This is a genomic window from Micromonospora sp. NPDC048843 (genome assembly GCF_040649965.1).
In the GTDB taxonomy this organism is placed as follows: Bacteria; Actinomycetota; Actinomycetes; order Mycobacteriales; family Micromonosporaceae; genus Micromonospora; species Micromonospora hortensis.
The window spans coordinates 12,863-27,284 of record NZ_JBEZGJ010000007.1; the positions used below are offsets into that span (position 1 = coordinate 12,863).

Annotated in this window: 9 protein-coding genes; 1 reads left to right on the plus strand and 8 read right to left on the minus strand. The window is 71.7% G+C overall.

Going from position 1 to position 14,422, the window contains the following annotated elements; genetic code table 11:
• Positions 1-81: 81 nt before the first annotated feature.
• From AB0C20_RS03175 to AB0C20_RS03185, 3 genes are all read right to left on the minus strand, one after another.
• On the minus strand, positions 82-2,742 hold the full coding sequence (locus tag AB0C20_RS03175; RefSeq protein ID WP_357567182.1) for a helix-turn-helix domain-containing protein: 2,661 nt from the start codon (positions 2,740-2,742) through the stop codon (positions 82-84).
• Positions 2,743-2,875: 133 nt separating this feature from the next.
• Positions 2,876-4,024 (minus strand): acyl-CoA dehydrogenase family protein, encoded by a 1,149-nt coding sequence (locus tag AB0C20_RS03180; protein ID WP_357178815.1) that lies wholly within the window; start codon positions 4,022-4,024, stop codon positions 2,876-2,878.
• Positions 4,025-4,101: 77 nt separating this feature from the next.
• Complete coding sequence (locus AB0C20_RS03185) at positions 4,102-5,634, minus strand: acyl-CoA carboxylase subunit beta (protein WP_357178811.1); 1,533 nt, start codon at positions 5,632-5,634, stop codon at positions 4,102-4,104.
• A 168-nt stretch (positions 5,635-5,802) separates the two neighbouring features.
• Between AB0C20_RS03185 and AB0C20_RS03190 the strand changes: the two genes are divergently transcribed.
• Positions 5,803-6,363, plus strand: a complete 561-nt coding sequence (locus AB0C20_RS03190) for a snapalysin family zinc-dependent metalloprotease (protein WP_357178808.1) — start codon at positions 5,803-5,805, stop codon at positions 6,361-6,363.
• A 54-nt stretch (positions 6,364-6,417) separates the two neighbouring features.
• On the opposite strand, the gene AB0C20_RS03195 is transcribed toward AB0C20_RS03190, so the two are convergent.
• From AB0C20_RS03195 to AB0C20_RS03215, 5 genes are all read right to left on the minus strand, one after another.
• Entirely contained in the window at positions 6,418-7,338 is a 921-nt protein-coding gene (locus AB0C20_RS03195) for a hydroxymethylglutaryl-CoA lyase (protein WP_357178804.1), read from the minus strand.
• 149 nt (positions 7,339-7,487) lie between these two features.
• Positions 7,488-8,855: a biotin carboxylase N-terminal domain-containing protein gene (locus AB0C20_RS03200; RefSeq protein ID WP_357178801.1), complete on the minus strand. Its 1,368-nt coding sequence runs from the start codon at positions 8,853-8,855 to the stop codon at positions 7,488-7,490.
• A 71-nt stretch (positions 8,856-8,926) separates the two neighbouring features.
• Complete coding sequence (locus AB0C20_RS03205) at positions 8,927-9,526, minus strand: TetR/AcrR family transcriptional regulator (RefSeq protein WP_238669677.1); 600 nt, start codon at positions 9,524-9,526, stop codon at positions 8,927-8,929.
• Between the two features lie 100 nt (positions 9,527-9,626).
• Positions 9,627-12,515 carry a hypothetical protein gene (locus tag AB0C20_RS03210; protein ID WP_357567183.1) on the minus strand — a complete coding sequence of 963 codons (2,889 nt, stop codon included), beginning with the start codon at positions 12,513-12,515 and terminating at the stop codon, positions 9,627-9,629.
• A 2-nt stretch (positions 12,516-12,517) separates the two neighbouring features.
• Positions 12,518-14,305: an HSP90 family protein gene (locus AB0C20_RS03215; protein WP_357567185.1), complete on the minus strand. Its 1,788-nt coding sequence runs from the start codon at positions 14,303-14,305 to the stop codon at positions 12,518-12,520.
• Between the last annotated feature and the right edge of the window lie 117 nt (positions 14,306-14,422).

A 14,422-nucleotide genomic window follows, 5' to 3' on the forward strand; every position in this document is an offset into this window, starting at 1 on the left:
CGATCAGCGAGGGGTAGCACCAAAGGGGGCTCTTCGCCCGCGCCACTCTCACCGCTGCGATCCGCTCGGGGAGAGCGCAGGCTACTGAGCCGGTCCACCTCGGGCGGCGAGCAGCGCGTAGAGCAGTCCCGACTCCTGCGGCAACAGCCGGATGCCGCCCTCCGCACAGACCCGGTCCAGTCGATCGAGCACCGACGGGTCCGCAGTGCTCGCAGCCAGCCCAACCAGCGCCTCCACCGCGTCGCGGCGATCCTGCCCCGCATGGTCGGCCGCGGCCGCGAACCACTCGGCAGCCAACTCCCGGTCGCCCCGGTGCAGCGCCAGGTTCCCCTCGATCAGCGCACAGAGCCCGGCCTCCGGCCCACCCCAGGCCAGCGCCGCGTCGTCCGAGCGCGGTCGCGGTCGCGGCACGGTCGGCCGCGCCGGCAGCGCCTCCACACCCCCGGCACGCAACTCGGTCAGCACCTCGGTGGCCTCCGCGGCCCGCCCGTCCTGGGCGAGTGCGAGCCCGACGGTCCCGAGCACCCGACGGCGACGCCCGGGATCACCCAGCTCGGACAGGGCCACGATCGCCCGCCGACCACGGTCGATGGCGTCCGCGTACCAGCCCTCCAGTCGGGCGACCTCGGCTCGATTGGCCCAGCCCAGCACCCGCAGTCGCTGCTCCCCACTCTCGGCGGCGAGTCGGTCCACAGCGGCGAGCCGGCGACGGGCCGCAGCCAGATCACCTGCGCGGATCTCGTGCCAGGCGAGGCTGTTCTGGGCCACCGCCAGGTCCCGGGTCCGCCCGTTGCGGGCAGCCAACCGCAGTAGCGCCTCGGCCTGCTCGCGAGCCTCGTCCTGCCGCCCCACGGAGATCAGCAGGGTGCCGAGCACGTTCCGCGCCTCCAACTCCCCGGTGACGTCGCCGGCCTGTTGAAAGGTGTTCAACGCCGCACGGGCCGTCGACAACTCCTCGGCACCCGCGCCGTGCTCCGCCGCCAGCCTGGCGACCCCGAGGGCGGCCCAGCCACGCAGAAGAGGATCAGCGTCGGCGGTTAGCGGGTCCGCCAACAGCCGCCGCAACCACTGCCGACCGACGACGTCGCGTCCGCGGAACCGCCACCAGCGGGTCAGGCAGGCCGCCAGCCGCAGCGCTGTCAACGGGTCGTCGGTGGTCGCGTGGGCCAACGACGAGCTGATGTCACTGCTCATCTCGTCCAGCCGGTGCACCGCGTCGGGTAACCGTGGGCCGGTCAGGTCACTGGCGGTACGGGCCACCAGGCGCGCGATGACCTCGGCGTGTCGACGCCGGATACAGGTCAGCTCGCCTGCACCGGCCGCCTGTTCGACGGCGTAGTCACGGACCGCGTCGAGCAGCCGGAACCGGAACGACCCGGATCCGCGTACGCTCAGCAGCCCCAACTCGACGAAGCGGTCCAACAGTGGAACCGGGTCGATCGCCACAGTGCCGTCCCGGTCGGCCTCGTCGGCGAGCATCTCCTCGGCCAACTCGACCGACCAGCGGTTACCGAAGACGGCCAACTGCCGCAGCGCCGCCTGCTCGTCCGACGCCAACAGGCGGTAGCTGAACGCCACGGCGTCCCGCAGGGTGACGGCGACCGAGACCGCCGCACGGGTGTCGGGGCCGCTCGTCCGGCTGCCGAGCGCCTCCGGTGCGTCCCAGACCGGGTGGGCGGACGCGTCGGCGGGAGTGGCCAGGTCGAGCACCCGGTCGCCGTACCGGTCGAGCAGTTCGGTGAGGTCGAGCAGACGGCCCCGGGCGGCCATCAGCTCGATGGCCAACGGCAGCCCGCCCAACCGGCGCACCAACGCGGCGAGCGCCGGCAACTCGGCGGGGGTGGGTGGCTCCCGGCGGACCTGAGCGAGCCGGGCGGTGAACAACGCGACCGCCGGCCACGATTCGAGTCCGGAGTGCTCGGCCTCCGGTGGTGGCACGTCGAGCGGCGCGACCGGCCAGACCCGCTCACCGGGCAACCCGACCGGGTGCCGCCCGGTGACCAGCACCCGCAGCGAGGGCAGTGCGCCGAGCAACCGGTGCAGAGTCGCGGCCACCGGGCCCGGGGCGCGCTCCACCGCGTCCATCACCAGCAGCGTCGGCCGCCCGGCGAGCAACGCCACGAGTTCGGGCAGGCGCGCCACGCCGAGCACCGACATCGAGGCGGCGAGCACGTCCGGACCGTCCGCACCCTCGCCCACCAGCACCCCTGCCACACCGGCCGGGTGTGCGGCGGCCACCAGGTGCGCCACCGACGTCGCCAGGGCGGTCTTGCCGACGCCGGCCAACCCGACGAGGCTCACCAACCGGGGGCCTCGCTCCGCGGTCAGCATTCCGGCCAGCTCGGTGAGGTCGCGCTCCCGGCCGATCAACGCGACCGGGGGCGGGAGCGCTACCGACGGGTCGGCGGGTGCGGCGGCCGACGTGGCGTTGCCGCCGACCGCGAACGTCGTCGAGGTGGCGTCCGGCGAGGCCGGTTCGACACCGGCGCCGCGGGCCGCGGCCAGGAACGCCGCCCGGCTGGTGCCGGTCAGCGCCAGCGCCCCGGCGAGCAGCTCGACAGTGGTGCGTTGTGGCCGGATCGACCGGCCACGCTCCAGGTCACGCACCGTACGGACACCCACCCTGGCCCGGGACGCGAGCTCGGCCTGGGTGAGGCCGGCGGCGCGTCGATGCCCGCGGAGCAGCTCCGGCAGAGTGGTACGTCCAGCCGGGCTCCGCGACCAGTCATGATCCGGAGTCATGGGCACGAAGAGTACGGATGGACTCCGACCGTCGGCAGTCGAACGTCGGGCTACTGACGCCCGCTCGCCGAAACCCGACAGCCGTACGGACAGTCCGTTCGGGACGACCGGCCGATCAGTTCGGCGGGGCCACTCAGAGGCCCAGATCCCGAGCGATGATCATGCGCTGCACTTCACTGGTGCCCTCGCCGATCTCCAGGATCTTGGAGTCCCGCCAGAACCGGGCCACCGGGTACTCGTTCATGAAGCCGTACCCGCCGTGGATCTGGGTGGCCTCCCGGGCGTTGTCCACGGCGATAGTGCTGGCGTGCAGTTTGGCGATGGCGGCCTGCCGCTTGAACGGCTCGCCGGCCAACATCCGCGCGGCGGCGTCGTAGTACGCCAGGCGAGCGGTGTGTGCCTTCAGCTCCATGTCGGCGATCTTGAACTGGATGGCCTGGTTGGCGCCGATCGGCTTGCCGAAGGCGTGCCGTTCCTTCGCGTACTTGATCGACTCGTCGACACAGCCCTGCGCGAGGCCGACGGCGAGCGCGGCGATGGCGATCCGGCCCTCGTCGAGGATCCGCAGAAACTGGGCGAAACCCCGGCCCCGCTCGCCGAGCAGGTTGGCGGCCGGCACCCGGCAGTCGTCGAACGTCAGCTCGTGGGTGTCCGAGGCGGTCCAGCCCACCTTGGAGTAGCCGGGCGCGACGGCGAACCCGGGCGTGCCGGTCGGCACGATGATCGTCGACAGCTCCTTGGAGCCGTCCGGGTTCGTGCCGGTCACCGCGGTGACAGTGACCATGGCCGTGATGTCGGTCCCCGAGTTGGTGATGAACGCCTTCGACCCGTTGATCACCCACTCGTCGCCGTCCAGCACCGCCCGGGTCTGCGTGCCGGCGGCGTCCGAGCCGGTGCCCGGTTCGGTGAGACCGAAGCCGGCCAGCGCCTCTCCGCTGAGCAGCCGGGGCAGCCAGGTCGCCTTCTGCTCCTCGGTGCCGAAGCGGTAGATCGGCATCGCGCCCAGCGAGACCGCCGCCTCCAACGTGATGGCGACGCTGGAGTCGACCCGGGCCAACTCCTCCAGGGCCAGGCACAGCGCGAAGTAGTCGCCGCCCATGCCGCCGTGCTCCTCGGCGAAGGGCAGACCGAACAGGCCCATCTTGCCCATCTGCCGGATCACCTCGTAGGGGAAGGTGTGCTGCTCGTAGTGCTCGGCGATGACCGGGGCGATCACCTCGCGGGCGAATTCCCGCACGCTCTCGCGCAGCGCCGCTTGTTCGTCGGTGAGCCGGAAGTCCATCTCATCCTCCTGTAAGGACGGTCCGCCTCGGCGCTCGTGACGCCGACGCGGGTCGCTGTGCGGGCCTGAGTCGGTGATCAGACCGGTGTGACGCCGTGCCGACGGCGGGAGAAGTGCCGATCCTTGGTACGCGCCGCCGCGAATCGGCGAACCAGCTCGGTGCGCAGGTCGTGCGGCTCGACGATGGCGTCCACCACCAGCTCGCTGGCCAGCCGGACGACGTCGATGTCCTGCTCGTACTCGGCCCGCTTGGCGGCGACGAAGGCCGCCCGCTCGTCCTCGTCCGCAATGGCGGCGATCTTGTTGGCGTAGACAGCGTTCACGGCAGCCTCTGCGCCCATCACGGCGATCTTCGCGGTCGGCAGCGCGATGGTGGCGTCCGGCTCGAACCCGGGGCCGGCCATCGCGTAGAGGCCGGCGCCGTACGCCTTGCGGACCACCACGCAGATCTTCGGAACTGTCGCCTCGGAGATCGCGGTGATCATCTTGGCGCCGTGCCGGATGATGCCCTGCTTCTCCACGGCGCTACCGACCATGAAGCCGGGTACGTCGCTGAGGAACAGCAGCGGCACGTTGAACGCGTCGCAGAGCTGCACGAACCGGGTGGCCTTGTCGGCCGAGTCGACGAAGAGCACGCCGCCCTTGAACATCGAGTTGTTGCCGACCACCCCGACGACCTGACCGTCGAGACGGCCGAAGCCGATGGTGAGTTCCTTGGCCCAGAGCGCCTGGATCTCGAAGAACGAACCCTCGTCGAGCAGGCCCTTTACGTACCGCCGCATGTCGAACGCCTGCCGCTCACTGGCCGGCACCAAGGCCGCCAGGTCGGCCTTCGCGGGCGCGGCGACCGCCGGTGCGGTCGGCGGCGCCTGCGTCCAGTTCGCCGGCAGGTACGACAGGTAGGTCCTCACGACGTCGAGCGCGTCGGCCTCGGTCTTGCAGAGGAAGTGCCCCACGCCGGATTCGGCGGTGTGCACCTTCGCCCCGCCCATCGCCTCCAGGGTGGTCTTCTCGCCGGTGACCATCTCGACCATCCGGTCGGAGCCGAGGTACATGCTGGCGTTGCCGTCGACCAGCGCCACGACGTCGCAGAACGCCGGGATGTACGCACCACCGGCAGCGCTCGGACCGAACAGCGCGCAGACCTGCGGGATCGAGCCCGAGGCGCGGACCTGGTTCCAGAAGATCTTGCCGGCGCCACGCCGACCGGGGAAGAGGTCGACCTGGTCGGTGATCCGGGCACCGGCCGAGTCGACCAGGTAGACCATCGGCACGCCGGCGCCGTACGCCCGCTCGATGATCCTGATGATCTTCTCGACGGTGCGGGCACCCCAGCTGCCGGCCTTGACTGTGGAGTCGTTGGCCATCAGGCAGACCTGTCGGCCGTCGATGGTGGCGGTGCCGGTCACCACGCCGTCGGCGGGCAGCCCCTCTGCCATCGTGTTGGCGTAGAGGCCGTCCTCGACGAACGAGCCCTCGTCGACCAGGAGTGCGACCCGTTCACGGGCGAAAAGCTTGCCCTTGGCCGCGTTGGCCGCGTGGTACTTGTCCGCGCCGCCGGACCGGGCCCGCTTGCGCAGCTGCTCCAGTGCCTCACCGTCGAGCGTCACGCCGACTCCTCCGCCATACTGACCTGAACGATCGTTAGGCTAGCGCATCGGCGTGGTTGTCGGCGACCTACGAGCGAACCAGACAGCGAAGCCGAGAGCAAGACATTGAAAAACGTGAATACATATCGCTAGGCTCCTGGCACCCCTCCTCCCAGATCGGAGTCAGCGATGACCTCACGACTCAACCGGCTCGCCGTCGCGTTGCTCGCGACGACACTCGCCACCCTCGGCATCACGGTCGCCAACCCGTCGCCCGCGTCCGCCGCCATGACCATCTGCTACAACACCAGCCAGGCGGGCAACTACGCCAGCGTCGCCAACCAGGCGGCCTCGATCTGGAACAACGCCACAGTCAACCTGACGCTCTCCGCCAACTGCGGCTCGAACCTGCGCATCTACCGGATCACCGGCGGCGGCTCGTACGCCCAGCGGACCAGCCTCGGCAACGGCCGGGTCTACATCGACACCCAGCAGGCCGCCCAGTACAGCGTGCTGCGGATCATGACCCACGAGATCGGGCACATCCTCGGCCTGCCGGACAACTACAACGGAAACTGCGCCCTGCTGATGTCCGGCGGCAGCGCCGGCACCAGCTGCACCAACGCCTACCCCAGCACCGCCGAGGCGAACCGGGTGAGCAACCTCTTCGCCGGCACGTTCAGCGCCACCGACCGCAGCGCGGACATCTTCCGCGACAGTTGGCCGGGCGCGCTCGCCTCGGTGAGCTGACCGACCTGGCACGTGGAAGGGGCCGGCGCGTGCGCCGGCCCCTTCGTCGCGTCCTCAGCTCGGCAGCGGCGTCAGCCGGGTACGCGGACCGGCCCGCAGCACACCGGACGGCAGCTTCTTGCCGAGCAACTCCTCGGCCAACTCCGCCACCTCGATGAGCGCCGGCAGGTCGATGCCGGTGTCGATGCCCATGTCGTGCAGCATGTGCACGGCCTCCTCGGTGGCCAGGTTGCCGCTCGCCCCCGGCGCGTACGGGCAGCCACCGAGCCCACCGACGCTGGCGTCGAACTCGGTCACCCCCAGCTCGAGCGCGGTCAGTAGGTTGGCCAGCGCCGTACCCCGGGTGTTGTGGAAGTGCAGCAGGACCGGTACGTGCGCGTTGCGGTCGCGTACCGCGGTCAGCAGCTCGCGGACCCGGCGTGGGGTGCCCATGCCGGTGGTGTCGCCGAATGCGACCCGGTCCGCGCCGTCGCGGACCACCCGGTCCACGATCCCGGCCACCCGCCGCGGGTCGATGTCCCCCTCGTACGGGCAGCCGAAGCTGGTCGCCACGATCACCTCGACCCGCGCCGACGCGCCGTGCAGCAGGTCGATCAGCTCGGCGATGTCGTCCAGCGACTCGTCGGTGGACCGGTTGACGTTGCGCCGGTTGTGGGTGTCGCTGACCGAGACCACCACCTCGATCTCGGTGAATCCGGCGGCGAGGGCCCGCTGGGCGCCCCGGGTGTTAGGCACCAGCGCGGAGTACCGCACCCCGTCGGCCCTCACCGCCCGCTGCCACACCTCGTCGGCGTCGGCCATCTGCGGGATCGCCTTGGGGTGCACGAACGACACCGCCTCGATTCGGCGTACGCCGGTGCCGGAGAGGGCGTCGAGCAGCCGAACCTTGGCGTCGGTCGGGATCGGGTCCTCGTTCTGCAACCCGTCCCGCGGCCCAACCTCACGAATGGAGACGGAATCTGGCAGGTCCGCCATTAGGGGTCACCTCACTGTGACGAAAGCAGCGCTTAGGGGGTCCTCCCAGCATGCCACCCCGCTGTTGATCAAGAGGTTCGCGTCATCCGCGGCGCGAATCCTGACGCAAACCTCTTGATCACCGGGGCGGTCAGGGGGGGCAGGGGCGGTCAGCGCATGCGGGGGACGATGCCGGTGTCGTAGGCGCCGGAGAGGAACTCGTCGTTGGTGAGCAGCTCGGCGAAGAAGGGGACGTTGTTCTTCGGGCCCTCGATCTGGAACGCCGCGACGGCTGCCTTCGCACGATCGAGCGCCTCGTCGCGGGTCGCGCCACTGACGATCAGCTTGGCCAGCAGGCTGTCGTAGAACGGGGTGACAGTGTTGCCCTCGGTGTAACCGGAGTCCACCCGGACACCCTCGCCCGTCGGTTCCACCCACGTCCTGATCACACCCGGGCCGGGCAGGAAGCGCTTCGGGTCCTCCGCGTTTATCCGCATCTCGATGGCGTGCCCACTCGGGGTCAACGCGTCCGGGTCGAACGTCGGCGCCAACCCGGAGGCCACCCGCAACTGCTCCTCGACCAGGTCGATGCCGTAGACGTACTCGGTCACCGGGTGCTCCACCTGCAACCGCGTGTTCATCTCCAGGAAGAAGAAGTCTTCGGAGCCGGGGGCAGCGTCAGCAGCGTCCCGCTCACGCGGAACCAGCAGGCACTCCACAGTGCCCGCGTTGCGGTAACCGACCGCCTCGCCGGCCCGCACCGCCGCCGCCAGGAGCCGGGACCGCAGCTCCGGCGAGACAGCCGGCGACGGGGACTCCTCGACCAGCTTCTGGTTGCGCCGCTGCACCGAGCACTCCCGCTCGCCGAGCGCCACCACCCGGCCATCCGCCAGGCCGAGGATCTGCACCTCGACGTGCCGTACCCGGGGGAAGTACCGCTCGATCAACACCGAACCGTCGCCGAACATCCGCTCGGCGAACGCGCGCACCTTGTCGTACTCGGTGCGTAGCGCGGCCTCGTCAACCGCCACGCCCATGCCCATGCCGCCGCCGCCGGCCGCAGCCTTGACCATCACCGGGTAGCCGATCTCGGCCGCAGCCGTGACCGCGGCGTCCAGGTCGGCGGCCGGGTCGGTGGTGCCGGGCGCGACCGGAACACCGGCCGCCGCCATCAGGTTCCGGGCGTTGATCTTGTCGCCCATCGCGGTGATCGCGTCCGCGTCGGGTCCGACCCAGATCAGGCCGCTCGCCTCGACGGTACGGGCGAACTCGGCGTTCTCCGACAGGAAGCCGTACCCGGGGTGGATGGCCTGGGCGCCAGTCGACTTCGCGGCGGCGAGGATCGCCTCGGTGTTGCGGTAGCTCAGCGCCGGGTTCGGTGGGCCGATGAGGACCGCCTCGTCCGCCTCCGCGACGAACGGCAGGTCGGCGTCGGCCTCCGAGTGCACAGCGATCACGCGGATGCCGAGCCGCTTGGCGGTCCGGATGATCCGGCGGGCGATCTCGCCCCGATTGGCGACCAGCAGTGACTCGATCATGTTTCCTCCCGGCGTCCGGATGGTGGGACGATGTCAGGGAATCATGACCGGCACGGTTCTGACGAGTCGGCTCAGGCGAGCAGCGCGGCCAGGGTCGCGCCGCGCAGCAGCTCGGCGCGGCGTCGCCTGTCCACCTCACCACCGAGGAACGGCGTCGAGTTCATCAGGCCGAACGCGGCGTGCGCGAGAACCCGCGCCTCACCGTCGGGCATCCCCGGGTGCAGCGCGGTGAGCACGGTCACCCACTCCTCGACGTAGAGCCGTTGCAGACGACGAATTCGGCGTCGTGGCTCCTCGGGCAGGCGGTCCAGCTCGTGCAGGTGCAACGCGATCACCGCCGGATTGGCCAGCGCGAACTCGACGTGGAAGTCGATCAGCGACTCCAGCACGCCGCGCGGGTCGTCCGAGCGCCCGACGGCACGTTCCCGCCCACCGGCCAGCAACCCCTCACTGACCGGAATCAGCGCGGCGGCCAGCATGGCTTCCTTGCCCGCGAAGTGGTGGTAGAGCGCCGGACCGGTGACCCCGGCGGCCGCGCCGATGTCGTCCATCGACACGCCGTGATAGCCACGCGCCGCGAACAGACCTACCGCGATCTCCAGGATCTCGTCCTTGCGGGACCTGCGCCGGCCCGCACCCGCCGCACCCCGTGCCTGCTGCTCCACCGTCACCGGGCAAGCCTAGACCGCGAAGAGCCCGCGATGGTTGCCGGTCAGTTCCGTCCGCCCCGGGCCGGGCCGCCCCTGACCTGGCCAGGGGCGGCCGGCGAGATCAGTCGTCCTCGTCCAGGTCGTGCTCCGCGCGCAGCGCGGCCGCTTCCGCGGGTCGATCGAGCAGATCCAGCGCCCGAGCCAGCAGCCAGGCCGTCTGGCGAACCTGCCGCGAGGCGGCCGGCAACCCACCGAGCACGCGGCGCAGCAGGGGCTCCGCCTCGGCCGGCCGGTCCAGGCGCAGCAGCAGCTCACCGATCAGGGCTTCCACCTGGGCGGCCTCGCCGAACGCCTCGATCGAGCGCAACCGGTCCGGCACCCCGCTGAGCCGGGCCAGGGCCTCGTCCAACCGGTCCTGCCCGGTGAGCACACGTGCTCCGGCCTCGGCCGCCATCGCCAGCTCGTACAGCACCGGCGGTTCGGCCTGCCCGGCCAGCTTCGCCGCCAACCCGTCCACCACCTCGACGGCGTGCAACGCCGCGTCCCGGTCGTCGGCCCAGAACCAGGCGTACGTCTCCCGCCGGCGAGCGCGCAGCTCGTCCAGCGGCAGGTCACCGAGCCGGTACGCCTCAGCCGCGGCGGCGAACCGCTCGCCCGCCGCGGCGTCCCGGTCGGCGTCGTAGAGGATCCCGCCGGCCTCCTCCAGCACCTGCGCCCGGTGCGGAAGGTTGTCCGGGCCGTCCAGATTGCTGGCCAACTGCTCCAACAGGGCCAACGCGGGGTCGATCTCACCAAGCCCGGCGTAGACGCCGGCCAGGAGGTGCCGGCAGCGGTCGGCCTCCGCCTGGGCGCCCAGCCGATCCAGACCGAGCACTGCCTCCTCGGCGACCTCGGCCGCCTCGGCGAGCCGACCCACCATCCGGTACGCGTTCGCCAGCTCCCACCGCAGGAACGCGTCCCCCTCGGCGCCCCGCTCCACGCACAGCGTCACCGCCTCGACGAAGTCGTCCACCGCGTCCGGGGCCCGGCCGGCCGCCAGCAACGCTCGGGCGCGGGTGACCCGGACCGGCAGTTCCGCGTCCGCCGTGGCCGCCTCCAACGCCTCGTCGCAGGCGGCCACGGCGTCCGCCGGATCGTCGACAAGCCGCGCGTACGCCAGGCCGGCGCCTGTGACCACCTCGCCGACACCCAGCTCCCGGCCGATCCGGCGTGCCTCGTCGACTGCCGCGCGGGCCTCGTCGACGCGGTCCAACTGCTCCAGCAGGTGCCCCCGGTGCAGTGCGATCCGGGCCGCCAGGTGCCGATCGCCGCCCGCGTCGGCCGGTACCCGGTCGAGGGCGGCGAGCGCTTCCGCCCAACGCTCGCGGTGCAGCAGCGCCAACGCCACCCGGTCGTGTCCGGCCGTCCGCTGCTGGGCGTCGCCGAGCCGGTCCAGGACCTCGGCCGCCTCCCGGACCAGCAGCAGGCCCTCCTCGGTGTCCTCGTCGGACCGGGTCAACAGCACGCCGAGCCGCCCGGCGACCGTCTGGGCGGCCACCTCCTCGTCCGCCTTCCGGTACAGCTCCAACGCCGCCCGATTCAGGGTGATCGCACCCTCGATGTCGTCCTCGTCGCCACGCTCCGACGCGCGCAGCGCCAGCCGGTGCGCGGACGTGCGGGCGGGCAGCTCGGCGGAGCCGAACCGGTCGTCGAAGGCGACCAGCGCCGCGCGGAAGGTGGACAGGTCGTGCTGGCCCCAGCTCTGCTCCGCGAGGTTCAGCAGATCGTCCGGGCCGGCGTCGGCGGGCACGGTCACGGTCACGGCGGATCGTTCATCCTTACCGCTTCGCACCCGCTCGGCTAGCTCGCTGGACGACGCTGGTGCGTTGGGCTCCTCCCCGACCGGACGGGTCCGGCGGGTCGGGCGGCGGCGGACGCTCGCGGACAGCGGCACATGCTCCCCGCTCGCCTGCACGGCCAGCCGACGAGCGACCCACTCCGACTGGTGGCTCGTGCCGTTACGAGCGTCGAAGCGGGCGGCCAGACCGGTCGCGGTCTCGGCCAGCTCGTCCGCCAACGACGCCGCCGACACCTCGGCGGCCGACCGGCCGTCGGCGGCCCGGCGGTACACCGTCGACGGGCCGGCCTGACGCAGCGCGGCGGCGGCCGCCGCCGCGAAGTGCATGGCGGCGGCCGGCGACGGTGGCCGGTCCAGCCAGTCCAGGTGCCGCTCGACCAGCTCGATCGCCCGCGCCTCGTTGCCGGTCAGCGTGCAAAACTCGATGTGGTCCGCGACGTCCCACAGGTTGGCGAGGTTGCCGCGCAGCCGCCGGTACGCCTCCCGGTGCGCGTCCCGCGCCTCCTCGGCCCGCCCGGTCCGCAGGTACGGCAGGAGCAGTGCGGTGAGGATCGACTGCGGCTGCTCGTTGCAGTTGAGCCGGCCGGCGAGCACCGGCTCGGCCAGCTCCACCGCCTCCACGTCCCGCCCGGTGTCGGCGAGGTAGCCCACCTGGCTCGTGGGGTCGCAACCGGCGCAGTCGGACAGGCCGTCGCGCGGGGTGGTCTGCCAGAGCCGGTACCAGTGCGCAGCGGCCTCGACGTCGCCCACGTGGTCGGCGACCCGGAACCGGTGCTTGTGCACGGCCTGCAGGCTGTGCCCACCGGCGCGGTAGCGGCGTTCCATGTCGTCCAGCACGGCGTACGTGCGGTCGAGCGGCACCTCCGGGAAGTTCAACAGGCCGTTGATCATGTACTTGAAGTGCCAGAGCAAGTTGTGCAGGTGACGCTGGTGGTACGGCTGCGGGTCACCGTCGAACTCGGACAGACACCAGGAGAAGGTCACGAAGGACTTGGCCGGCTCACCGCCGTAGATGTAGCCGGTGGTGGCCTGCATCCGCGTAACGAAGGCAAGGTGCCGGTCATCGGCGGCGTCCACCCGGCGTAGCAGCTGCTCCAGGGCGGCGATCTGCCCCGCCCCGTACGGCATGTCGGAGATGCCGCGCAGCACCCGCCACAGATCCTCGTCGCTCATGCTCACTCCCGTCCCGGGACAGCCCGGCCGAGCAGGCCGAGGAAGGAATCGTTCAGCAACGCCGCGTCGGCGGCGCGGATCGGATGGTGGCCGAGCAGCAGCGCCTGCCCGTACAGCGCCTCGATGGCCAGACCGACCAGCTCCGGGTCGCTCAGCATGGTCACCCGCCGGACCAGCGGGTTGCGGTGGTTGAGCACCAACTGCGGGCGGTCCGGCGGGGCGGTGGCGGCGAGCGCGTCGAGCACTCCACCCCACAGCTCGTCGGCCCGGTCCCGGCTGGCGGCGAGCTGGTCGTTGAACGCCGCCGACCGGCTGACCAGGTAGAGCGCGGGCAGCGAGACCGGGTCGTACGCCCGGATGACCACCTCGCAGCCGGACCGCTCGACGGCCCGCTGCGCCGCCGCGAGGAACGGCCGCAGCGCCATCTCCACAGGCGGGTCGAGCGCGTCGAACCGGGTGGTGAGGTCGCTCGGCTCCAGCCGCTCGATGAGCACCGAGCGGTCCACCACCGGCAGCCGCTCGATCAGTTCGGTGTCGTACGTGTAGCCGGCGTTGACCACCGCCAGGTCCTGCGCGGCGGCCACCGCGGCGAGCTGGCGGAACTCGTCGAGGCTGGCCGCGTAGCGGACCACGCCGTGGCGTTCGCGGAACTCGGCGAGGGTGAGCGTGCCGACGTTGGTGTCCATCGGCCACCACTTGTCGACCAGCCGGAGCATCTCGTCGTCGTGCAGCGCCAGGGCCTTCACCCCGAGGTGGTGCACCTGGAGGAACTCGGCCAGCCGGTGCGGGTCGTGCCGGGCCAACCGGACCAGCCAGCCACGCACCTGGTCGCCGAGCGCCTCCCGGGTCGCCGTCAGCAGGGTGTCCTCGTAGAGGGCCTCCCGGCTGGCGGTCGGGCGCAGCTCGGTCGCGTCCACCACACAGTGCGCGAAGAACGCCCACTCCGGCAGCAGCCCGTCGGCGTTCTCGGTGAGCAGCATCCGCTTGAGGTAGACGCGGTGCCCGGCCCGGGCCGCCGGGTTCACCGGCGTCGGCAGGATGACGGCGACACCGGTCAGCCCGGCCTCCGGCACGGCCAGCGGCAGGACGTCGAACGGGTCCACGCCGAGCGTCTCCCGGGCGTACCGGATCAGCGCCGCGCGGTCCAGTGGCGCACCCGGCGTGGTCGGCCAGGGCGGCTCCCCGGTGGTGGTGACGACGTCGCCGACGCGGACGGTGACCGGCAGCAGCGCGCCGAAGAGCCGGGCCAGGTCGGTGACGGTAGCCGTGGTGAACCACTGGTCGGCGTCGCGGCGGGGCACCAGCGTGACAGTGGTGCCCGGCTCGGCTCGGACGGCCTCCGGCGGGGCCACCGTGACCGCGTAGCGGCCGTCGGCGTACCCGGTCCAGCGAACAGTGGGGTTGTCGCCGTGCCGGGTGAGCACCTGGATCTCGTCGGCCACCAGGAAGCAGGAGAGCAGACCGATGCCGAACTGACCGAGGAACTCGTGCCGGGAGAAACCAAGCTCGTCGCGCTTCGAGCTGCGGCCGATGGTGGCCAACAGCTCGTGCACCTGCGCCTCGGTCAGGCCGATGCCGGTGTCGTGCACCCGTAGCGTGCCGTCGCCGGTGCTGTCCGGGGGTTCGATGCGTACCAGCGCCGGCGCGTCCGGCTCGGTCCTGCGTCGGGCGGTGATCGCGTCCACCGCGTTCTGGAGCAGCTCGCGGACGTAGACCCGCGGGCTGCCGTAGAGGTGATGACTGAGCAGGTCAACCACGCCACGTAGGTCGACCTGGAAAGTGTGATCCACGCCTGTTGTCTCCCCGGTCCCGATGCCGGCGCTCACCGTACCGATGATCACCGACAGGCGCGGTCCCCTTTAGCCCCGGCGGCTTGACCCTCGACCCGGTCGAACCGGCACGGTCGC

Coding starts and splice junctions, on each gene's coding strand:
- AB0C20_RS03180 (WP_357178815.1), bottom strand. CDS start 4,024: ATGGACTTCCGGCTCACCGACGAACAAGCGGCGCTGCGCGAGAGCGTG.
- AB0C20_RS03210 (WP_357567183.1), bottom strand. CDS start 12,515: ATGAGCGACGAGGATCTGTGGCGGGTGCTGCGCGGCATCTCCGACATG.
- AB0C20_RS03200 (WP_357178801.1), bottom strand. CDS start 8,855: ATGATCGAGTCACTGCTGGTCGCCAATCGGGGCGAGATCGCCCGCCGG.
- AB0C20_RS03190 (WP_357178808.1), top strand. CDS start 5,803: ATGACCTCACGACTCAACCGGCTCGCCGTCGCGTTGCTCGCGACGACA.
- AB0C20_RS03175 (WP_357567182.1), bottom strand. CDS start 2,742: ATGACTCCGGATCATGACTGGTCGCGGAGCCCGGCTGGACGTACCACT.
- AB0C20_RS03195 (WP_357178804.1), bottom strand. CDS start 7,338: ATGGCGGACCTGCCAGATTCCGTCTCCATTCGTGAGGTTGGGCCGCGG.